This is a genomic window from Rhizobium sp. USDA 3886, from assembly GCF_056279785.1.
This window is the reverse complement of record NZ_JBWCDC010000003.1, coordinates 1,950,573-1,972,448: the sequence shown is the minus strand read 5'-3', so window position 1 is coordinate 1,972,448 and position 21,876 is coordinate 1,950,573. Positions and strand designations below refer to the sequence as shown.

Annotated in this window: 21 protein-coding genes and 1 pseudogene; 17 read left to right on the top strand and 5 right to left on the bottom strand. The window is 60.2% G+C overall.

Annotated features, from left to right (window positions below):
• Positions 1-169: 169 nt before the first annotated feature.
• On the bottom strand, positions 170-1,177 hold the full coding sequence (locus ACZ9BX_RS32355; RefSeq protein ID WP_476222359.1) for a LacI family DNA-binding transcriptional regulator: 1,008 nt from the start codon (positions 1,175-1,177) through the stop codon (positions 170-172).
• A 209-nt stretch (positions 1,178-1,386) separates the two neighbouring features.
• On the opposite strand from ACZ9BX_RS32355, the gene ACZ9BX_RS32350 reads away from it, so the two are divergent.
• From ACZ9BX_RS32350 to ACZ9BX_RS32330, 5 genes are all read left to right on the top strand, one after another.
• Positions 1,387-2,715, top strand: a complete 1,329-nt coding sequence (locus tag ACZ9BX_RS32350; RefSeq protein WP_476222358.1) for an alpha-L-fucosidase — start codon at positions 1,387-1,389, stop codon at positions 2,713-2,715.
• Positions 2,716-2,764: 49 nt separating this feature from the next.
• A complete protein-coding gene (locus tag ACZ9BX_RS32345) occupies positions 2,765-3,985 on the top strand; it encodes an ABC transporter substrate-binding protein (protein ID WP_476222356.1) in 1,221 nt (406 codons plus the stop codon).
• Between the two features lie 39 nt (positions 3,986-4,024).
• Positions 4,025-4,951 (top strand): carbohydrate ABC transporter permease, encoded by a 927-nt coding sequence (locus ACZ9BX_RS32340; RefSeq protein ID WP_476222354.1) that lies wholly within the window; start codon positions 4,025-4,027, stop codon positions 4,949-4,951.
• Entirely contained in the window at positions 4,941-5,819 is an 879-nt protein-coding gene (locus ACZ9BX_RS32335; protein WP_476222352.1) for a carbohydrate ABC transporter permease, read from the top strand. Before ACZ9BX_RS32340 ends, ACZ9BX_RS32335 begins: the two co-directional genes overlap by 11 nt.
• A 363-nt stretch (positions 5,820-6,182) precedes the next feature.
• Complete coding sequence (locus ACZ9BX_RS32330; RefSeq protein ID WP_476222349.1) at positions 6,183-6,644, top strand: YbhB/YbcL family Raf kinase inhibitor-like protein; 462 nt, start codon at positions 6,183-6,185, stop codon at positions 6,642-6,644.
• 88 nt (positions 6,645-6,732) lie between these two features.
• Here ACZ9BX_RS32330 and ACZ9BX_RS32325 read toward each other — a convergent pair whose 3' ends face one another.
• A complete protein-coding gene (locus ACZ9BX_RS32325) occupies positions 6,733-7,173 on the bottom strand; it encodes a DUF2267 domain-containing protein (RefSeq protein ID WP_087000464.1) in 441 nt (146 codons plus the stop codon).
• Positions 7,174-7,424: 251 nt separating this feature from the next.
• Here ACZ9BX_RS32325 and ACZ9BX_RS32320 point away from each other — a divergent pair, with 251 nt between their 5' ends.
• The 9 genes from ACZ9BX_RS32320 to ACZ9BX_RS32280 all read left to right on the top strand — a co-directional run bounded on the left by ACZ9BX_RS32320 (position 7,425) and on the right by ACZ9BX_RS32280 (position 15,920).
• Positions 7,425-7,868 (top strand): CBS domain-containing protein, encoded by a 444-nt coding sequence (locus tag ACZ9BX_RS32320; protein ID WP_476222347.1) that lies wholly within the window; start codon positions 7,425-7,427, stop codon positions 7,866-7,868.
• Positions 7,869-8,073: 205 nt separating this feature from the next.
• A complete protein-coding gene (locus ACZ9BX_RS32315; RefSeq protein WP_476222346.1) occupies positions 8,074-8,817 on the top strand; it encodes a FadR/GntR family transcriptional regulator in 744 nt (247 codons plus the stop codon).
• A gap of 29 nt (positions 8,818-8,846) precedes the next feature.
• Positions 8,847-9,830 carry a D-erythronate dehydrogenase gene (denD, locus tag ACZ9BX_RS32310; RefSeq protein WP_027510402.1) on the top strand — a complete coding sequence of 328 codons (984 nt, stop codon included), beginning with the start codon at positions 8,847-8,849 and terminating at the stop codon, positions 9,828-9,830.
• Position 9,831: 1 nt separating this feature from the next.
• On the top strand, positions 9,832-10,608 hold the full coding sequence (locus ACZ9BX_RS32305) for an SDR family oxidoreductase (protein WP_476222344.1): 777 nt from the start codon (positions 9,832-9,834) through the stop codon (positions 10,606-10,608).
• 106 nt (positions 10,609-10,714) lie between these two features.
• Positions 10,715-11,782, top strand: a complete 1,068-nt coding sequence (locus tag ACZ9BX_RS32300) for an ABC transporter ATP-binding protein (RefSeq protein ID WP_087000456.1) — start codon at positions 10,715-10,717, stop codon at positions 11,780-11,782.
• 131 nt (positions 11,783-11,913) lie between these two features.
• Positions 11,914-13,227: an ABC transporter substrate-binding protein gene (locus ACZ9BX_RS32295; RefSeq protein WP_027510399.1), complete on the top strand. Its 1,314-nt coding sequence runs from the start codon at positions 11,914-11,916 to the stop codon at positions 13,225-13,227.
• A gap of 66 nt (positions 13,228-13,293) precedes the next feature.
• Positions 13,294-14,229 carry a carbohydrate ABC transporter permease gene (locus ACZ9BX_RS32290; RefSeq protein WP_027510398.1) on the top strand — a complete coding sequence of 312 codons (936 nt, stop codon included), beginning with the start codon at positions 13,294-13,296 and terminating at the stop codon, positions 14,227-14,229.
• Between the two features lie 16 nt (positions 14,230-14,245).
• Positions 14,246-15,139 (top strand): carbohydrate ABC transporter permease, encoded by an 894-nt coding sequence (locus ACZ9BX_RS32285; protein ID WP_027510397.1) that lies wholly within the window; start codon positions 14,246-14,248, stop codon positions 15,137-15,139.
• Between the two features lie 34 nt (positions 15,140-15,173).
• Positions 15,174-15,920 carry an SDR family NAD(P)-dependent oxidoreductase gene (locus ACZ9BX_RS32280; protein ID WP_476222342.1) on the top strand — a complete coding sequence of 249 codons (747 nt, stop codon included), beginning with the start codon at positions 15,174-15,176 and terminating at the stop codon, positions 15,918-15,920.
• Positions 15,921-15,943: 23 nt separating this feature from the next.
• Here ACZ9BX_RS32280 and ACZ9BX_RS32275 read toward each other — a convergent pair whose 3' ends face one another.
• From ACZ9BX_RS32275 to ltnD, 3 genes are all read right to left on the bottom strand, one after another.
• Positions 15,944-16,969 (bottom strand): LacI family DNA-binding transcriptional regulator, encoded by a 1,026-nt coding sequence (locus ACZ9BX_RS32275; RefSeq protein ID WP_476222341.1) that lies wholly within the window; start codon positions 16,967-16,969, stop codon positions 15,944-15,946.
• 156 nt (positions 16,970-17,125) lie between these two features.
• A complete protein-coding gene (gene otnI, locus ACZ9BX_RS32270; RefSeq protein ID WP_476222340.1) occupies positions 17,126-17,902 on the bottom strand; it encodes a 2-oxo-tetronate isomerase in 777 nt (258 codons plus the stop codon).
• A complete protein-coding gene (gene ltnD, locus ACZ9BX_RS32265; protein ID WP_476222339.1) occupies positions 17,902-18,822 on the bottom strand; it encodes an L-threonate dehydrogenase in 921 nt (306 codons plus the stop codon). Before ltnD ends, otnI begins: the two co-directional genes overlap by 1 nt.
• Positions 18,823-19,016: 194 nt before the next feature.
• On the opposite strand from ltnD, the gene otnK reads away from it, so the two are divergent.
• The 3 genes and pseudogenes from otnK to ACZ9BX_RS32250 all read left to right on the top strand — a co-directional run.
• Complete coding sequence (gene otnK, locus ACZ9BX_RS32260) at positions 19,017-20,300, top strand: 3-oxo-tetronate kinase (RefSeq protein ID WP_476222338.1); 1,284 nt, start codon at positions 19,017-19,019, stop codon at positions 20,298-20,300.
• Entirely contained in the window at positions 20,293-20,934 is a 642-nt protein-coding gene (gene otnC / locus ACZ9BX_RS32255; protein WP_476222337.1) for a 3-oxo-tetronate 4-phosphate decarboxylase, read from the top strand. The genes otnK and otnC overlap by 8 nt, the downstream gene beginning before the upstream one ends.
• A 22-nt stretch (positions 20,935-20,956) precedes the next feature.
• Positions 20,957-21,874, top strand: a pseudogene (locus tag ACZ9BX_RS32250) (NAD(P)-dependent oxidoreductase); the annotation flags it as partial.
• Positions 21,875-21,876 lie beyond the last annotated feature (2 nt).

Here is a 21,876-nt window from a genome sequence, read left to right as displayed (position 1 = left end):
ATCTTATGATACGTTACGGCCATTAATGTATCATAAGATTTCCATTATTCAAGGCTGCCTTATCGTGCGCCCGCGCGCGGCATGCGCATTGTCCATCCCACGGATCGATCGACAGCCGCCGATCCGCCTGGTACGAGCACCACACAGCATAGTTTTTCTGGAAAACACGTCAGAGACGTCTGGTTGAGTCACCGCGCACAAATCTCGGCGTCAGGATGAGGTCCTGCGGCGGCGCGGCGGCTCCCTCGGAGCTCTGGATTCTTGCCAGCAGGCGCTGTGCCGCCAGTTCGCCGAGCTTTTGGGCGTCCTGCACGACCATCGTGATGCGGGGCGTGATCACGCTGCTCCAGGGCACGTCGTCGACCATCGCCAGCGACACGTCGTCCGGGCAGCGGAAGCCCATCTCCTGCATCACCTGAAGCGCTGCAAGGCCCATCATGTTGTTGGCGCCGATGATGGCGGTCGGCCGATCGCGGCGGGCGAGCAGGCGCATCGCTTGCCTGTAGCCGCCCGTCCGCGTGTAGCCCCCTTCGACCACCAGCGAAGGGTCGATGTCCACGCCGGCACCGGCCATCGTGTCCATATAGCCTTTCAGGCGCTCGTCGGCGGTGTGCAGACCGGCCGGGCCGGAGATGAAGGCGATGCGTCTGTGGCCGAGCTGCAGCAGGTGTTCCGTCAGGATGGCGGTGGTGAGCGGGTTGTCGGAGCCGACGAAATCGCGCTCGGCGCCTTCCACCTTCTGGTCGAACATGACGATGGGGATCTTGAAGTCGCGCAGGAATGCGGCGTAGTCGTTCCCGCGCCCGTTTGCAGCCAGCACGATGCCGGCCATCCTCTGCGCTTCCAGCCGCTCCAGCAACGCCCGCTCGAGGTCCGCCTTACCGGATGAGTCGGCGATCAGGACGAAATAACCGTTGTCCAGCGCCTGGTGTTCTATCTCGCGGCGGATGTCGCCAAAGAACATGTTGCCCAGATTGGCCGAGACAAAGCCGATCAGCGAGCTGCGTCCCCGTGCCAGGGTCTGGGCCACCGGGTCGATACGATAACCGGTCGCTTTTACGGCCTGCTGGATGCGGTCGAGCGTCTCGATCCCGACCCGCTTCGGGCTGTTGAGCGCGAGCGAGACGGTCGAGATCGAAACTCCCGCAAGGCGCGCGACATCTCGGATGGTTGCCATTATGATCGAACCGGTTCTATGACGCTCTTGTGTCAGATTCTTTTCGCCTATGCAACACATGGATCTTGGTTATCCCGAAGTTGCAGGGAAATTTTTCAGAATTCGCAATCCTTGATTCCTGCTTGACAGCTACGAGATCAAGGAAGATTATCAAAATGCCGAACCGGTTCGATGAGGATGCTGAACTGGAAACAAGGGAGGAGAGGCCTGTGGCGATTGCGGTGCGTCAGTCGGGGAGCCCGGCATCTGGGGAGTTGGACAAGCATGCGTGGTTGAGCCACGACCGTCTGGGCCTGTTCATCCATTGGGGTCTCTACGCTCTGGGCGCCCGGCACGAGTGGTTGAAAAACCGCGAGGAACTGACCGACGAGCAGTACCAGCGCTACTTCGACAATTTCGATCCCGATCTTTATGAGCCCAAGGAATGGGCTCGGCGAGCCCGTCTCGCCGGCATGAAATATGTCGTGGTGACGACCAAGCATCACGAGGGCTTCTGCCTGTGGGACAGCAAGGTGACGGACTACAAGGCGACGAACACGCCTTGCGGCAAGGACCTGCTGACCCCGCTGGTCGAGGCGTTCCGCGCCGAGGGACTGAAGATCGGCTTCTACTATTCGCTGATCGACTGGCACCACCCCGACTTCCCGATCGACGTCCATCATCCGCTGCGCAACCACCCCGACGCGAAGGCGCTGAATGCCGGCCGCAACATGGCCAACTACACCGCCTACATGCACGAACAGGTGCGTGAGCTTCTGACCGGCTTCGGCCGCATCGACATCATGTGGTTCGATTTCAGCTATCCGCGACGGGAATATCGCGGCCTGCCCGGCAAGGGACGCGCCGACTGGGAGAGCGAGCGGCTGGTTGGGCTGGTGCGCGAGTTGCAGCCAGACATCATCGTCAATAACCGCCTCGATTTGCCGCTCGACGGCGACAACCTGCCCGACATTGTAACGCCGGAGCAGTACACGCCGCGCGTCGCGCCCACCATCGCTGGCCGGCCCGTGCGCTGGGAGGCTTGCCATACCTTCAGCGGTTCCTGGGGCTATCATCGTGACGAGGACAGCTGGAAGAGCCCAGAACAAATCATCAAGCTGCTCATCGATTCCGTCGCCATGGGAGGCAACCTGCTGATGAATGTCGGCCCGACCGGCCGCGGCACGCTTGATGCGCGCGCGATCGCTGGGCTTGAGGTCTACCAGAATTGGATTTCAGTGAACGGGCGCTCCATCTACGGGGCAGGGCCGTGCGACTATCCCGTGCCGTCGGGCTGCCGCTATACCCAGCGCGGCAACCGTCTCTACCTGCACGTCTGCAACTGGCCTTTCCGCCACATCCACATCGAGGGTATCGCCGACAGGATCGCCTATGCGCAGTTCCTGCACGACGCCAGTGAGGTGCGCTGGCTCAGCCACATCAAGGAGGTGGATTCCAATATCGGCGTGACCGTGCCGGAAGGCGTGATCACGCTCGAACTGCCGGTACGGCGGCCGGACGTTACTGTTCCGGTGATCGAGATCGTCCTGAAGCCGTAGCGTTCGACCATTGCTTGTCCATTGCATTCATGGAGGGAGGAGAAAACCCATGAAGGTTCTGAAGAAAGCGCTATTGCTTGCCGCAATCGGCGGCAGCCTCTTTGCTACGGCTGCAACCGCCGATCAGGTCAATCTGACCTGGCAGATGTGGACTGCCTCCGAAACCGACACCAAGACCTGGCAGCACTTGGCCGACATGGTAAGTGCCAAGCACCCAGACATCAAAGTGACGCTGCAGACCGCCGGCTGGGTCGACTACTGGACCAGGCTGCCGGTGTTGGCAGCGTCGGGCCAGCTGGCCGACATTGTCTCCATGCAATCATTGCGCATGTCGAACTTCTATTCGCTGCTCGAACCGCTCAATGCCAGGATAGAGGCGGACAAATTCGACCTTGGCGCCTTCACCCCCTCGATCATCGGCGGCATGTCGGTTGACAAGGAGCTTTACGGCCTCCCTTACGATGTCGGTCCATGGGTCATCTATTACAACCAGGAGGCTTTCGAGGCCGCCGGCATTCCTTTGCCGAAACCGGGCTGGACGCTTGCCGAGTTTACCGATGCCGCAAAGAAGCTCACCAAGGACGGCAATTACGGCTTCGGTGTCGCCCCGGTCAACTATTCGGTCATGGCGTCCGCCTGGGGCGACAAATACGTCAACGACGCCGGACAGCTCGACCTCGTCAATCCGCGCGCGATTGCCGCAGCCGACAGGCTGATCGGCTTTGCCGCCAAGGATAAGATCGCGCCGCTTGTCCCGTCAGGCAACGATGCCGGCACGGTCATCCAGGGCCGGTTCAATTCAGGCAATATTGCCATGTATGTCGACGGTCCCTGGTCCATCATTGGCATGAAGGACCAGGTCAAGTTCAAGGTCGGTCTCACCACCCTGCCGCGCGACGAGGGCGAGCTGGCGGCCGTTACGGCGGGCTCCGGTTTCGGCATTTCCACCAGCAGCCAGAACAAGGATGCGGCCTGGAAGGCGATTCAGGTGCTTACGAGCCCTGAAGCGCTGTCGTACCTTGCCGAGAAGGGGCGTGCGTTGCCGGCGCGCACTGCCGCGCAATCGTCCTGGTACCAAGTGGCGGCCAAAGACATCACCAATGGCGGCGAGGCCCTCGACTACTCCTTGGCGCACTCCATACCCTACGCGATCACCGACAATTGGGCGGCGGTAGAAAACCTCTTCAACCAGTATTTTCCTCCCGCCTTCGCCGGCAGTGCCGACGCCCAGCAAACGATGGAGACCATCCAGAGCCTCGCGCAACAATAGCTCTCGCCCCGGCAGGAATTGCCGCGCATGGAGGAAAATATGTCGCAAAGCGCCGTCGCCGAAGTTCCCGTACAGCCCGTTCAGCGGCGGCGCTTTCTGAAGCCAGACACGCAGACGGCCGTGCTGTTCCTGCTGCCAAGTTTCCTCGGATTCATGGCCTTCATGGCCTTGCCGATCGCAGCGTCGTTGGCGCTCAGTTTCACCAATTGGCAGTTGATCTCGACGCCGTCCTTCGCCGGCTTTCAGAATTATGTCCGCCTCTTCACCGTTGATCCGGCTTTTTATACCGTATTGCGCAACACACTATTCTTCGCCGTCGAGTATCTGACGCTGAACATCATCGTCTCGCTGACGCTCGCTGTATGGATATCGAGCCTGAGGCATGGCAAGGCGGTCTTCCGGGTGATCTTTTTCCTGCCGACGTTCACTCCGACGATCGCAGCGTCGGTGGTGTGGCTGCTCATCTTTACGCCGGATGGACTGGCAGACAGCCTCATCCGTTCGCTTGGCCTCGGCCTGCCCAATTTCCTGCTCAGCACGACCTGGGCAATGCAGGCGATCGTACTCGTCACTCTGTGGGCGAATGTCGGCTACAATGTCGTGATGTTCAACGCCGCGCTCGACCTTGTGCCGAGGCACTACATCGAGGCTGCGACAATCGACGGCGCCAACGCATGGCAGCGCTTCTGGCGCATCCGCCTGCCACTGATCTCGCCGACGATCTTCTTCGCCACCGTGATGACGGCGATCACCTCGCTGCAGGTGTTTGATGAAATCTATGCGATGACTCGCGGCGGTCCGGGCTCGGCGACGGCCACGCTCGGCTTCGCAATCTACCAGAAGGGCTTCGCCAACTTCCAGATGGGCTACGCTTCGGCGCTGGCCTGGGTGATGTTCATCATGATCATGGCCTTGACCATCTTGCAGTTTCATATGCAGCGCAAATGGGTGCACTATGGCGACTAGGCCGGACCTGATACACCCGGATTCCGTATCGCGGAACAGAGCCCTGCGGCGCATTGGCACCTTCATCAGTTATGCCGCGCTTTCGCTGATTTCCATGCTTTTCCTCTTCCCCTTCTTCTGGATGGTGTCGAACGCGGTTCGCTCCAACACGGAAGTGCTGGCCGTGCCGGTCCGCATTCTGCCGCAGGAATATCAATGGGGAACCTTTGTCGAAGCATTGGTTTCACTGCCGTTTGGAACCTTCCTGTTCAATTCCTTCGTGGTCGCCAGCGGGGTCACGGCAATCGTGATTGCGGTGTCCTGCCTTTCCGCCTACTCATTCGCGCGGCTGAAATTTCCCGGCCGGGAGGGTCTGCTGCTGGCCTATCTCGGCACGCTGATGATCCCGCAGGTGATGCTGGTCATCCCGCTCTTTCTGGTGGTCAGCAAGCTCGGCTGGGTCAACACCTATCACGGCATGATCCTGCCGGTGGCGTTCGGCTCCTTCGGCACCTTTCTGCTTCGGCAGTTCTTTCTCGGCATTCCCAAGGATCTCGATGAGGCGGCGATGATCGATGGGGCATCGCGCCTGCGTATCCTGGTTACGATCATCGTTCCGCTCGCCATGCCGGCCATCGGCCTGCTGGCGCTTTTCACCTTCATGGGGCAGTGGAACAGCTTCCTGTGGCCGCTGATCGTCACCAACGGCATGGAGAAAGCCACGCTGCCTCTCGGGCTCACCTTGTTCCAGACACAACAGGGCACCTCGTGGAACTACATTATGGCAGGCGCGGCGATCTCCATGCTGCCGGGCATCGTCCTGGCCATCGTGCTGCAGAGGGTAATCTACCGGGGCGTCACCATCGGCTCCGGCTTCGGCGGGCGTTAATTCCAGCCAAAATACTGGCGGTCCAAACTTCAGCCTCGGAGCACCGTAAGCGCGCGCCCGAGCTCTCGCCCAACAGCTGAGATCGATCGCACCCAAACCGTAATGCCTCCCTATATCGAGGCCATGATTTCAGAAAGGCGCCGAAGAATACTGGCGTCTGCGTGCGCGATCGGCTCACTCAGCGTGCTCGCGAACGCCAAGAGGACGCCACCGATGACGCGTTATGCCACCGAGCGCGTGCTCTTTCGTCTGAGTGTTTCGAAACGCCATTAACTCGGGAACAATATCGCTGCCGTCAGGTTGATCTAGCTTCAACGCAAAAGCGAGGCCGCGCGAGCCAGCAGGATAAAGGAGGAGGAAGCTATGGCACTGACCATGATGAGCCCGGCATTCACCCAGGACAAACCCATTCCACAGAAATATGCGCGCTCCGGCGAAAATCTGTTTCCGCCTCTTAAGTGGAGCGGCGCTCCGGAAGGAACGAGGAGCTTCGTCTTGGTCGTCGAAGACCCGGATGCGCCGCGCGGTACCTTCCGCCATTGCGGCATTGCCAATATCCCCTCCGATTGGGATGCTCTGGCCGAAAGCGCCGATACTGCACCGGAAAACACGGCACGCTTTTACAAGAATGATTTCGGCAATGCGCGCTATGACGGTCCGCAGCCGCCGCGGGGCGACCGCCCGCATCACTATATCTTTCGCCTTGCCGCTCTGGATGTCCCGAGCCTTTCGATTCCCGGCGACGCAGGTATCGCGTCGATGTGGAACGAAGCAAGGAAACACGTGCTCGCGGAAGCGACCATTACCGGAACCTATCAGGCCTAGGCTGGTTCGATTTCATGTGATCCAAAACGCTGCGATCGGGCCGCGCATTGCGCCCGCCGCGGCGAGACGGATCGCACGTCTACCACCGCTATTTCACGCCGACGCTCTCGGGCCACAGAGCCTGGATCTCCTTCGGCAGCGCATCGCGCACCTTGGCCGATTGGCCGAGATCGATATGGCGGGCAAGAACCTGGAATACGGATTTTGCTGCAGCGGCGGGATCGACCGGGCGAATGGATTTCAGCCCTTCCGCGATATGCTCGAGGAATTCATCACGTGAACGCGTTTTGTCCGGCGTCTTCGAAGGGCGGTATTGGTCGTAGTAAATGCCGCGCACAATGAGTGGCAGTTCCGCACCGAGATGGGCGGCAAGGTCCGGCGAAAGCCTATCGCGCAAAGCCTTCAGGACGGCGCCTAGTATATGCCATGCGACGTGCCTGTCGGGACCATGATCGGCCATGATTTCGTTCAGCCAGGTATTGGTGGTTTGCAGTGTCTTGTCGAAGACATCGAGACCGGATGTGCTCATCTTCACACCCTCCTTTGCAAGGGGCCGGTCGAACCCCGAAAATCCTTCTCTATAAGCACAACCGCAATCGGCCGTAATTGTTTCGCTGCCCTGCAAAGAAAACTTCAGCAGACGGGATTATCGGCGCATTTTTGGCTGGCCCGAGCCGCAAAAACAACTGCCGCGACCTTGGCCGAAGCGGCTTGGAACATTAGGGGGTCCAATACGTTCGGCCCCTGTGGAAAATCCATGCAAGGCGGAGGAAAAAGACCATGAAAGTGAGCGAAGTGATGACGCGTGACGTCCGGCTCGTCAAGCCGGACCACACGATACAGGAAGCAGCGAAGATCATGGCCGAACTCGACGCTGGCGTCGTGCCGGTCCAGGACAATGACCGGCTCGTTGGCATGCTGACGGATCGCGACATCGCGGTGCGCGCCATTGCTCAGGGCCAGGGCCCCGAGGCGAAAGTCGGCGATATCATGACGTCCGAGGTCAGGTACTGCTTTGATGATCAAGACACGGAAGAGGTCTGCAAGAATCTTGCCGATCAGCAGATCAGGCGGATTCCAGTGGTCAACCGGAACAAGCAGCTGGTCGGCATACTGTCCCTCGGCGATCTGGCAACAATCGTCGAAAAAGGGTCGGCAGGCGCAACTCTTGCGGGCATATCGCGGCACGGAGGTCAGCATTCGCAGTCGGGCGGCCTTCACTAGTGGCTGCCCCGCGAGGTGAAGAGCCCACCACGTGGCGCCGCGGCGCCACGTGCAATCTCAGAGGGTGCCCATCGGCGCCAATGCGCATCTTCGCGAACAATCTATGCTGCGGTGCGGCGACGAATGTCCCTTGACGGCTGTCGCCCGTAACCTTTACTCAACTGATCTGCTGGACCAACCAGTATATCAGTGAGTGATGCGGATCATGGACGAAAGCCCGATCTTGACGCAGGTGCCGAATGTCGGGCGAAGCCTCGCCCGCCAGACCGCACGAGACGTCATTGCTGAAAAGCTGATGGTCCTGATTGCCACAAACATGCTGCGGCCGGGCGACGAACTGCCGGGCGAGCGTGAGCTTGCCAATGTTCTTCATGTCAGCCGGGAAACCGTGCGCGGCGCAGTCCAGATGCTTGCTGCGCAAGGCATTATCGAGGTGTCGCATGGCAGCCGCAGCCGTGTCGGCAAGGTTGACCTCAGCCACATCACCGTCACGATCGCATCCCCTAACGCCATCGACAGTTACGATCTGGAATCGGTTCATGCCGCGCGGCTGCATATCGAGCTCAAGATCGTCGGCGACGCCGCCGAAAGGATAGACGGCGAAACGCTGAACAAGCTGCAGAGCCTTTTGGAAGCGCAGCGTCTGGGCGGGGACGATGCGATGCGCTTTCTCATCTGCGACCGCGAATTCCACGTTGCGATCTATCGCGCCTGCGGCAACCCGCTGCTCGCCGACTTCGTCACCGATCTGTACACTTACATGATGAACTACCGGCGCAACGCCATGTCCCAGCCGGGTGCCATCGAGGCCAGCTACAACGATCATGTTGCGATCGTCGAGGCTCTCGCGCGGCATGACCGGGAGGCCGTTGTGGCGGCGTTTCAGCATCATCTGACGCGTATTTACGAAACGACAAGGGTCCTGTTGACCGCCGGCAGGCCGGCTTGAGCCGGATGGCATGAGGAGATTTGCCTGAGATGCATGTGATGGTTATCGGCGCAGCCGGCATGATCGGCCGCAAACTGGTGGAAAAGCTCGGCTCCGACGCCGAAGCGCTGGGCCGCGGCATCGACAGGCTGACGCTCGTCGACGTCATTGCTCCGCCGCTGCCTGCCGCACTTGCCTCCGTTTCCAACGCGCTGGCGCTTGATCTCTCGGAAGCCGGCGCCGCAGCCAGGCTTGCCGCGATGCGGCCGGATCTGATCTTCCATCTTGCGGCGATCGTGTCCGGCGAGGCCGAGGCCGATTTCGAAAAGGGCTATCGTATTAACCTCGACGGCACGCGTTCGCTATTCGAGGCGATCCGGCACGAGGGCCAGAAAGCGCCTTATACGCCGCGCTTGATTTTTGCGTCATCCATCGCTGTCTTCGGGCAACCTTTCCCGGAAAAGATCGCAGATGATTTCTTCACGACGCCGCTGACGAGCTACGGGACGCAGAAGGCGATCTGCGAGCTCCTCTTGGCCGACTATTCACGGCGTGGGATCTTCGACGGCATCGGCATCCGCCTGCCGACGATCTGCATTCGCCCCGGCAAGCCCAACAAGGCCGCCTCCGGCTTTTTCTCCAACATCCTGCGCGAACCGCTTGCCGGTCAGGAGGCCGTCCTCCCGGTTGAAGAGAACGTCCGCCACTGGTTTGCGAGTCCCCGTTCGGCGATCGGCTTCTTCGTCCATGCCGCGCGTATCGACACCAGCAACATCGGCCCACGCCGCAATCTGACCATGCCCGGCCTTTCCGCGCTTGTCGGCGAAGAGATCGAGGCGCTGCGCCGCGTTGCCGGCGACAAGGCAGTCAAGCTCATCCGCCGCGAAGCCGACCCCGTCATTCGTGCGATTGTTTCCGGCTGGGCGACAGATTTCGATGCGCAGCGCGCGACCGCACTCGGCTTTAGGGCCGAAACCAATTTCGACGAGATCATCAAGATCCACATTGAGGATGAACTCGGGGGGAAGATCTGAGATGACGCAATCCGCAACCCTGCAGAAAGGTAAGATCGCGCTCGTTACCGGCGGAGGCACCGGCATCGGTCGCAGCATCGCCAAGGCACTGAGCGCCGAAGGCTATATCGTCGTTATCACCGGCCGCCGGAGCGATGTTCTGGAAAAGGCCGCCACTGAGATCGCTGCCGAAACCGGCGGCACGCTCCGCGCGATGATCTGCGATATCGGTGCTGCCGAACGGGTCGCGGATCTTTTCGGCAACATCAAAGCCGAGTTCGGCAGGATCGACCTTCTCGTCAACAATGCCGGTAGCAACATTCCGGCGATCCCGTTGGAAGAGGTTACCTTCGATCAGTGGAGCGGGGTGGTTGCGGCCAATCTGACCGGCGCCTTTCTTTGCACGCAGCAGGCTTTCAGGCTGATGAAGTCGCAGGAGCCACGCGGCGGCCGCATCATCAACAATGGGTCGATTTCCGCCACGACGCCGAGGCCGAATTCCGCCCCTTATACGGCGACCAAGCATGCGATCACCGGCCTGACGAAATCGACGGCGCTCGATGGGCGACCATATGATATCGCCTGCGGCCAAATCGATATCGGGAATGCTGCGACGGACATGACGTCGAAGATGAGCTCGGGAGTGCTGCAGGCAAATGGCGAGACCGCCAGCGAGCCGACGATCCCGTCTGAGCATATCGCCCGCGCCGTCGTCTACATGGCAAGCCTGCCGTTGGAGGCAAACGTGCTGACCATGACGGTGATGGCGACAAAGATGCCGCTCGTGGGCAGGGGATAGGCATATCGAGTTCAATTGGCCTTAAGTCCTGGCGGTGAATATCCTGGAGGAGGGATGACCGGCAGATGGAGGCCAAAAGCGAAGACAAGTTCTGGGAGGAACTTTTATGGCAAGTGTCGAGTTCGTCGATGTCAGGAAATCATTCGGGGCGTTCCCGGTCATCAAGGGTGTGAACATCGAGGTCGCGGACGGGGAGTTCGTGATCCTGGTCGGACCGTCCGGATGCGGAAAATCCACACTTTTGCGAATGCTTGCCGGGCTTGAAAATATTTCCGCCGGTGAAATCCGCATCGGCAGCCGCGTCGTCAATGGGCTGGCGCCGGGCGAACGCGACATCGCCATGGTCTTTCAGAACTACGCGCTTTATCCGCACATGACGGTGGCGCAGAACATGGCCTTCTCGCTGATGCTCAAACGGGCGCCGAAGGCGGACATGGATCAGCGTGTCAACAAGGCCGCTGGCATCCTCGGCCTCACCAAACTTCTCGACCGCTATCCGCGCCAGCTTTCCGGCGGCCAGCGGCAGCGCGTTGCCATGGGTCGGGCGATCGTGCGCGATCCGCAGGTCTTCCTTTTCGACGAACCGCTCTCCAATCTCGACGCCAAGCTCCGCGTCGCCATGCGCGCCGAGATCAAGGAGCTTCATCAGCGCCTCAGCACCACGACGGTCTATGTCACCCACGATCAGATCGAGGCCATGACGATGGCCGACAAGATCGTCGTCATGCATGATGGCGTCGTGGAACAGGTGGGCGCACCGCTCGATCTCTACGACAGACCAGCCAACCTTTTCGTCGCGGGCTTCATCGGCTCACCGGCGATGAACATGATCAAGGGCCGTCTCAATCCGGACAACGGCAATCAGTTCATCGCATCGGACGGAACCGTCCTGCCGGTTGCAAATCCACCCGCCGGCGCAAAGGGACGCGATCTGATCTATGGCTTACGCCCGGAATATATCACGCTCGACGCCAATGGCCTGCCGGTGGAGATCGTCGTGATTGAGCCGATGGGCTACGAGACACAGCTGATCGCCAAGCTCGCGGGCAGCGATGTCACCTGCATCTTCCGCGAACGCGTCAATGCGCGGCCCGGCGATATCTTGCGCGTCTCGATCGACGCGCCACATGTGCATCTCTTTGATGCCGAAAGCGGCCAGAGATTGAGTGCCTGATAACGCTTCAGCGGAGGCATGGGAAGAAGAGGAGTCTTTTCCTGCCCATCCGCCGATGCGATGACCGCCGTTCACGAAGCGGGAAAGTGAACGCCGGAGAATTCGCTCCCGCTTTTATAGGAGGAGGTATTATGACAATCAAAAGACGTGATTTCCTTGCTGCGTCGGCGGCTGCCGCCGGTATCGCGGGCCTGTCGCCGCTAGGCATACGCCCGTCCTTCGCCCAGGCGGAGCCGAGCTACAAGCCGGAAGAGGGCGCAACCCTCAGGCTTCTTCGCTGGACGCCGTTCGTCAAAGGAGACGAGGAGGCCTGGCTGGCCAACACCAAGAAGTTCACCGAGGCGACCGGCGTCGACGTTCGCGTCGACAAGGAAAGCTGGGAAGATATCCGCCCGAAGGCTGCCGTTGCCGCCAATGTCGGTTCCGGTCCGGACATGGTGATGTGCTGGTTCGACGACGCCCACCAGTATCCCGACAAGCTCGTCGACCTGACCGAGCTTGCCAACTATCTCGGTAACAAGTACGGCGGCTGGTATGACGGTGTCCGCGGCTATGCAACGCGCGGCGACAAGTTCATCGCTATGCCGCTGACGGCGATCGGCAATGCCGTCGTGTACCGCGACAGCCATGTGAAGGCGGCAGGCTTCAGCGAATTCCCGAAGGACACCGCGGGCCTCCTCGAACTTTGCAAGGCGATGAAGGCCAAGGGTACGCCCGCCGGCTTCCCGCACGGCAAGGCTGTCGGCGACGGCAACAATTACGCCCATTGGCTGCTTTGGAGCCATGGCGGCAAGATGGTGGACGAAAGCGGCAAGGTGACGATCAACAGCCCTGAAACGCTGGCTGCCATCAACTATGCCAAGGAACTCTATGCAACCTTCATTCCGGGCACGGAAAGCTGGCAGGACATCAACAACAACCGCGCATTCCTCGCCGGGCAGGTTTCGCTGATCGCAAACGGCGTATCGGTCTATTATGCGGCGAAGAAAGATCCAAAGCTTGCCGAAATCGCTGCGGATATGAGAACAACGAACTTCCCGATTGGCCCTGTCGGCAAGAGCGTCGAGCTGCACCAGACGAGCTCGCTGCTTCTCTTTAACCATACCCAGTATCCAGAAGCTGCCAAGGCCTACATCAAGTTCATGATGGAAGCTGACCAGATGAACGCCTGGATTACGGGTTCCAGTGCCTATTGCTGCCAGCCTCTGAAGGCTTTCGCCAGCAATCCCGTCTGGACGTCCGATCCGATACACGCGCCTTATGCCCGTGCATCGGAGACGCTTCGCCCGAACGGCTATGCCGGTCCGCTGGGCTATGCCTCGGCAGGCACCATGGCCGACTATGTCCTCGTCGACATGTTCGCCGTTGCCGTAACGGGCCAGATGACGCCCGAAGACGCGATGAAGGAAGCGGAGCGCCGGGCAAACCGCTACTACCGTGTTTAAGCCCGCTTAAAGGTCTGCAGCATGCCGGCAACGGCATGCTGCGATTGTCCATCAGGAGATACCACCATGTCGACCGTGACATCCGGGGATACGACGCGCGGCCCGATCGCATCGCTCATGCAGAACAACAATGTGCACGGCTTCCTCTTCATGCTGCCGGCGGCCATCTTTCTCGTATGTTTCCTCACCTATCCGCTGGGGCTCGGTGTCTGGCTCGGTTTCACCGATACCCGCATCGGTCGCGACGGTATCTTCATCGGCCTTGAGAACTATCAGTTCCTTGCCAGCGACTCCGTCTTCTGGCTCTCGGTCTTCAACACCCTGCTTTATACGGTTGTCGCTTCTATCCTGAAATTCGTGCTCGGCCTCTGGCTGGCGCTGCTTCTCAACCAGCACCTGCCATTCAAGTCGTTCTTCCGCGCAATCGTCTTGCTTCCATGGGTCGTTCCGACGGTTCTCTCAGGGCTGGCCTTCTGGTGGATCTACGACGCGCAATTTTCGATCCTCTCCTGGTCGCTGATTAAGATGGGCCTGATCGACGGACCGATCAATTTTCTCGGCGATCCCACCAATGCGCGCATCTCAGTCATCATCGCCAATGTCTGGCGCGGCATCCCGTTCGTCGCCATCTCGCTGCTCGCCGGCCTGCAGACCATCCCTGCCTCGCTCCAGGAAGCGGCCTCGCTCGACGGTGCAACCAGTTGGCAGCGGTTCCGCTACGTGACGCTGCCGATGTTGACGCCGATCATCGCCGTTGTGATGACCTTTTCCGTGCTCTTTACCTTCACCGATTTCCAGCTCATCTACGTGCTGACCAAAGGCGGGCCTGTCAACGCAACGCATCTGATGGCGACGCTGTCCTTCCAGCGCGGCATTCCGGGCGGACAGCTGGGCGAGGGTGCTGCCATTGCAGTCGCGATGATTCCCTTCCTGCTTGCCGCCATCATGTTCAGCTTCTTCGGTCTGCAGCGCCGCAAATGGCAGCAGGGCGGCCAGGATTAAAGGTCGGGAGACAATCATGAACGCCAACACCACCGATCAGGTTCTGACCGACAATGTCCAGGGCATGAGCTATCTCAATCGCCTGCCACGGCGGATCGTCATGCTCTATCTGCCGATGGCGGTCTTCGTCTTCGTGCTGCTCTTTCCGTTCTATTGGATGGCGATCACCGCCGTCAAACCGAACTCGCAGCTAACCGATTACAACAATTACAGTCCCTTCTGGGTCGTGGAGCCGACGCTCGATCACATCAAATATCTGTTCCTCGAAACATCCTATCCTGGCTGGCTCTGGAACACGATGCTGGTTGCCGTCGGCTCGACGGTTCTATCGCTCGCAGCATCCGTCTTCGGCGCTTATGCAATCGAGCGCGTGCGCTTTACCGGCTCGCGCCCGGTTGGGCTCCTGATCTTTCTCGCCTATCTCGTGCCGCCCTCGATCCTCTTCATTCCGCTCGCCTTCATCGTCTTCAAGCTCGGAATCTATGATTCCAGGCTGGCACTGATCTTCACCTATCCAACCTTCCTCATCCCCTTCTGCACCTGGCTGCTGATGGGCTATTTCCGCTCGATCCCTTTCGAGCTCGAGGAAAGTGCTCTGGTCGACGGTGCGAACCGCTGGCAGATCCTGGTGAAGATCATTCTCCCGCTCGCGGTGCCCGGGTTGATATCGGCGGGCATTTTCGCCTTCACGCTCTCATGGAACGAATTCATCTACGCGCTCACATTCATCCAGTCGTCGGAAAACAAGACCATCCCCGTCGGCGTTCTGACGGAACTGGTGCGCGGCGACGTGTTCGAATGGGGATCGTTGATGGCAGGTGCATTGTTCGGCTCGCTGCCCGTCGTGATCCTCTACTCGTTCTTCGTCGACTACTATGTCTCGTCGATGACCGGCGCGGTGAAGGAATGATGAGTGCAGTTGACGTTGGTGAGGGGAGGGGCGGATGAACAGGATCGACCTGGAAGGCCAGCACGCGATCGTAACAGGAGGTGCACAAGGCATCGGCTTTGCGATCGCCAGCCGCCTCGTCGCCTCCGGCGCGGTGGTGACGCTTTGGGATATGGATGCCCCATTGCTTGAGAAGGCCAAGGCTGCGCTCGGCGCCGGAACTCGCAGCGCCGTCGCCGATATCTCGCACTGGGAACAGGTCGAGGCCGCCTATACCGCCACCGCCGCCGATCGCCCGCCGGTTTCGATCGTCGTCAATTCGGCTGGTATCGCAGGAGACGCCGCGCCGGTTGACAGCTATGACATCGGCATGTGGCGGAAGATCATCGACATCAATCTCACCGGCACCTTCTACGTCAACCGCGCCGTCGTTCCGGACATGAAGGCACGCAATTACGGCCGCATCGTCAACGTCGCTTCGATCGCAGGCAAGGAAGGCAATCCGAATGCTGCAGCCTATTCCGCCTCGAAGGCAGGCGTCATCGGGCTTACCAAATCGCTGGGCAAGGAGCTTGCCGGCTATGACATCGCTGTCAACTGCATTACGCCCGCAACTGCTCAGACGCGGATTCTCGAGCAGCTGACGCCGGAGTTCATCGAATACATGCGCTCGCGCATCCCGCGCGGCCGCTTTTTGAAGGTCGAAGAGGCAGCGTCCATGGTTGCCTGGCTGGTCTCCAAGGAAAACAGCTTTACCACGGCAGCGACCTTCGACCTGTCTGGCGGTCGCGCCACCTATTGAAGAATATCGCGGACTTCACCGCCTTAAGCCGTGGCGCCGGGGAAAATCTCGAAGCCGGTATCGACGATCGATTTCGTTTGCGGCCGTTCAGGCGTTTCGAAGGCCTTTTCCACCGATGTGCGGCCGATCAGGAAGCGGTTGGAGCGCACCGTCGAAAGAGGCTGCGGCAATTCGCGGCCGATATCCAAGCCGTTGAAGCCAAAAACGGCAAGATCGTCCGGCATGCGAATTCCGGCACCCAGGCAATGGAAGACGCCGCCGACCGCCATATCGTCGTTCGAATAGATGATTGCGTCCAGGTTCGTCGGCTGAGCGCAAAGACGTGCGGTCATCTCCCGTCCGGCACCGACGGAGCTTTGCCCTTCGGCTATCGCGTGGGCCGCAATTCCCAATTCCGCGTTGCGCAAGGCGTCGCAAATTCCGTCATAGCGCAGCCGCGCACGCCTGTCCGCTTTCCAGTCATGTCCGGCATATCCGAAACGGCGGTATCCGCGCTCGACAAGGTACTGGCCGGTGGCGTAGCCAGCACGCCGATGCGACATGCCGACGGCAATATCGATCGGCGTCGAATCGATGTCCATCATCTCGACGATGCGGATGCCGCTTTCAGAGAGCATGCGGTGGGTTGCCGGGGTATGGTCGAAACCGGCGATCAGGATGGCTGCGGGTTTCCATGACAACAGTCCGCGAACAATCGTTTCCTCCAAATCGATATCGTAGCCCGTGATGCTGATGACGGGCTGGTAGTCGCTGCCATGCAGAGCGGCGTGAACGCCTTGCAGAACTTCCGGAAAGACGATGTTGGAAAGCGACGGCACGACGACGCCGACCAGGTGTGAGTCGAGCGAGGCGAGTGAGCCGGCAATCCGGTTGGGCACGTAGCCTGTCGCCCGTACAGCCTCCATCACCCGCTGGCGCGTTTCTTCGGCCACGGGACCCTTGTTGCGCATGATCCGCGAGACGGTCGACTCGCCCACCCCGGCGCGGAGCGCGATATCCTTGACGGTTACCTTGCTTTTCCTCGCCGGCAGGCGCTGCTTTTGCTGCATGGATTCCTCGTGCCCTCTGCCCGCAAGCAGGCGCCATCTGCTGATATTGCGCGGCCCTTATATCAAGGCGCCCCGGCCTTGCGAGCCGCAGGCGCCGAAATGCAACGTTACGGCGTCTCGCTGGCGCAGTTTACGCTTTTGCCGCAGCGCTTGCATTCACTGGCTGCGAAACGCGTCAATCCAGCTAAGTCCGGCCACTGTGTTGCCTACCGGGCGATATTCGCAGCCGACAAAGCCTTTGTAGCCAAGGATATCCAGCTCTCTCAGCAGACGAAAATCGTCAAGCTCACCTGTCGCCGGCTCATTGCGCAGCGGCACAGAAGCGATTTGCACATGGCCGATAATCGGCATCAGCCGCCGAAGTGCGGTGAGCACGTCGCCGTGAATGATCTGACGATGGTAGATGTCGAATTGAAGCTTCAGGTTTGGCCTATCCAATGCACTGATAGTATCAGCGGCAAAGTCGAAGTCGTTGAGAAAGTACCCCGGCATGTCCCGCGGATTGATTGGCTCGATGACGATGTCGATGCCGTCCGCGCCCGCCTGATCGCAGGCGTATGTCAGAGAGTTGCGGTAAATCGCAACCGCGGCCGCATCCTTCCCCGACGCCAGGCCGCTCATGACATGCAGTCGGCGGACACCGGTGCTTCGGGCATACCGCAGGGCAACATCAACCGACGCCCGAAACTCGTTCTGGCGGCCGTCGAGTGCAGCCAGGCCGCGTTCACCGGCCTGCCAGTTTCCGGGCGGCATATTGAAGAGTGCCGGTGTGAGCCCGTTTTCCCGAAGGCGCTCGCCGATGACTTCCGGCGTATGGTCATAGGGAAAGAGGAATTCCACAGCGGTGAATCCCACCATGGCGGCTGCCGCAAACCGCTCCAGAAATGCAACTTCGTTGAACATCATCGTGAGATTTGCGGCCAACTGCGGCATCAGGCGTCCTCCGGCCCGCCGGGAAGTTCGATGCCCGTCACCTTGGCGATCAGCCTTGCGACGGAGGCATCGTCGTCCCGGCCCATGCCGGCTGCAGCCGTCATAATGAACATCTGAAGTGCGGTCGAGGTGATAGGCAGCGGAAATTTCAGTCCGCGTCCAAGGTCCGACACGATACCAAGGTCCTTCGTGAAAATGTCCACGGCGCTCTGCGGGGAATAATCGCCTTGCAGGATGTGCGGGACGCGGTTTTCGAACATCCAGGAATTGCCCGCCGATGCCGTAATGACCTCGTAGACCCTGTCGATATCGAGGCCGAGCGCCTTGGCAAAGGTTATCGCCTCGCAGGCCGCCGCGATGTGAACCCCGGCCAAGAGCTGATTGACGATCTTGAAAGACGATCCGATGCCGGGACGGTCTCCGAGCTCGTAGACCTTCATGGCGATTGCGTTGAGCACCGGACGCGCATGGTTGAAAGCCTCCGGCCGTCCGGAGGCCATCACCGTGAGTTCCCCGGAAGCGGCGCGCTTTGCGCCGCCGCTGATAGGTCCGTCAATGTAGTTCAGACCGAGGTCGCCGGCGCGCCGCGCCAGATCCTCGGCCGTCTGTGGCGGCATGGTTGCAAAGGACAGGACCGTGCCGCCCTTCGACATTCTGGTGGCGGCTCCGTTCTCGCCGAATAGCACGGCTTCGGTCTGAGCGCCGTTGACGACCACCGTGATGACGACGTCGGCGCCGTCAGCCGCCTCGGCCGGACTTGCCGCCGCCCGTCCGCCTTCCGCTGAGAAGCGGGTCATCGTCTCCGCGCTGATGTCGTAGCCGCTGGTCTCAAAGCCTTTTTTCAGCAGCGACGACGCCACGCCAAAACCCATCGATCCAAGACCGATGACGCAGACCTTAGAATTTGTCCGTTCGCTCATGTTCGAGATCCATTGTTCTGTTCCTTTCACGCGCCAAATTCGGCTTGAAGTGTGACCCGCGGAAAAGTAATGACAGCGCTGCCACTCTATGGTTAGCTTATCGGTGAAACGGATTGCAAGTTCTTATTTTTGGCCGGAACTTCCACATGCCGATCGTGGGAAAAGCGTGAACAGCGGTAGAGCGAGGAGGGATGATGCTTATTGGCGCAGTAGCCGACGATATCACTGGAGCCACCGATCTGTGCCTCATGCTGTCGCGTGAGGGCATGCGAACCATCCAGTTGATCGGCTTGCCGGAAGAGGGTGCCGTTTTTGCGGATGCCGATGCGGTGGTCGTCGCGCTCAAGTCAAGAACGGCGCCGTCCGAGGAAGCCGTCAGGGATTCGGTCGCAGCGGCACGCAATTTGCTCGCTGCCGGCGCAGAGCAACTGCTCTTCAAATACTGTTCGACATTCGATTCCACCGATGACGGCAATATCGGGCCAGTCGCCGACGCGCTTCAGGACCTGACCGGTGGCGGACTGACGATTGCCTGCCCATCCTTTCCCGCGACGGGCCGCACCGTCTACAAGGGTCACCTCTTTGTCGGCGACCGGCTTCTGTCGGAAAGCCCGCTGAAGGACCATCCGCTGACGCCGATGGAAGATCCCGACCTCGTCCGCGTGCTGCAGCGGCAGACAAGGCGTCCGGTCGGTCTCGTCGATTGGCCGGTGATCGCCAGAGGGGAGACCGCCATCCGGGCGGCATTTGCGCAACACGAGGCGGACGGCAAGCGCATCCTTATCGTCGACACGTTGTCGGACACCGATCTGCGGGCGATCGGTGCTGCCTGCGACGGCATGAAGCTTGTCACGGGCGGATCCGGGATTGCCATGGGATTGCCGGACAATTTCAGAAAACGAGGAAAATTGCCGGTCCGAAAGGCCGTGACCCGCATCACGGCCCCGGCCGGGCGAGCGGTTATCCTTGCCGGATCCTGCTCGCTTGCGACGCGTGGCCAGATAGAGGTCGCCCGTAACGCCGGTGCTGCGGTTCTGCGGCTTGATATTTTGGCGATTGCAGATGGAAGCCAGAGCGCGGCGCAGATTGCCGACTGGGCGATTGCGCAGACCGGTGACCGTCCGCCGCTGATCTATTCCAGCGCCAGTCCGGAGGAGCTTCTGAGCATCCAGGCAAGCATGGGAAGGCATGAGTCCGGAGCCCTTGTCGAGCAGACGCTGGCCGATGTCGCCCGGCGGCTCTTGCAGAAGGGTTTTACCCGTTTCCTCATTGCCGGCGGGGAAACATCGGGTGCGGTGATCAATGCGCTTGGGATCAGGGCGCTTTCGATCGGCCCTGAAATTGATCCGGGCGTGCCGTGGACCCGCAGCATCGGCGGTCCAGATATTGTGCTTGCATTGAAGTCCGGCAACTTCGGCGCCCCGGATTTTTTCCAGAAGGCATGGGCGCTGCTTGAAACGGAGGCTCCAGATGCATGAGATCAATCGCCTGCGCGAGGATATCTGCCGCGCGGGGCAGTCGCTTTTCGAACGCGGGCTGACTTCCGGCTCGACCGGCAATATTTCGGCGCGTCTTTCCGAGGGCGGGTGGCTGATGACACCGACCAATGCCTCAATGGGTTCGCTCGATCCGGCGCGCCTTTCGCTGTTCGATGCTTCTGGCCGGCTTCTGTCGGGCGATGCGCCGACCAAGGAGGCGTTCCTGCATTTTTCGATGTATGGTGAACGCAGCGATGCCGGTGCCGTCGTCCACCTCCATTCGAGCCACGCAACCGCCGTCAGCATCCTGCGCGACATCGATCCTGAGGACGTCCTTCCGCCTCTGACTGCCTATTACGTCATGCGCGTCGGGCGCTTGCCGCTTGTTCCCTATTTCTCACCCGGCGATATGGCGCTCGCAGACGCAGTCCGCTCGCTCGCCGGGCGCCATCACGCCATGCTGCTTGCCAATCACGGGCCGGTCGTTGCCGGCACGACGCTTGCAAATGCCCAGTTCGCCGCCGAAGAGCTTGAAGAAACCGCAAAGCTTTTTCTCATGCTGCAGCATCACGCCAAAAGGATGCTGACCGCAGAACAGGTGGACGACTTGCGCAAACGCTTCAACCTTCCTTAGGCCGCGTCGACGGCGGAACGTCACAACGAATGAATGGGAGAGAGCAATGGCTGAACTAGAGGAAAAAGTCGGCTTTGTCGGTGTTGGACTAATGGGGCATGGCATTGCGAAGAACATCGTCGAAAAAGGCTTGCCCCTGACGGTGATCGCTCACCGCAATCGCAAGCCGATCGAGGATCTGCTGAGCCGCGGCGCCAGGGAGGCAAGCTCTCTCATCGATCTCGCGAAAAATTCGACCATGATCTTTCTATGCCTCACAAGCTCGAAGGAAGTGTCCGCCGTCATCGAGGAAATGCGGCCGGCCCTTGCCCCGGAAACCGTCATTGTCGACTGTTCGACAGGCGATCCGACGGTGACGGTTCGTCTGGCCGAAACGCTCGCTGCGCAGAATGTTCACTTTGCCGACGCACCGCTCAGCCGGACGCCGAAGGAAGCATGGGAGGGCACGCTGGATTGCATGGTCGGCGCGGATGCCGCGACGTTCGAGCGGATTCAGCCGGTGATATCGACCTGGGCGGCGAAGATCGTCCATATCGGTGGGGTCGCCGACGGCCATCGCATGAAACTCCTCAACAATTTCATCGCCTTGGGAATGGGTGCTCTTTTCGCGGAAGCTCTGTCACTTTCTCGGAAAGTCGGAATCTCGGTCGAACGCTTCGACAGCGTCATTCGTGGTGGGCGCATGGACAGCGGATTTTACCAGACCTTCATGGGTTACGCCCTGGAAGGCAACCGGAATGCCCATCGCTTCACCCTTTCGAATGCCTACAAGGATCTGAAATACCTGGAATCCATGGCGAATGACGCGACGGTTGCCACGCCGCTCGCAAGTGCGGTGAAGAATTCCTATGCCGCGGCAGTCGCAGGCGGCGGCAACGGTCCTGAGGATTACGTGCCGCATCTCGCGGACTTCGTCGCCCGGCAAAACGGTGTGGCGTAGCA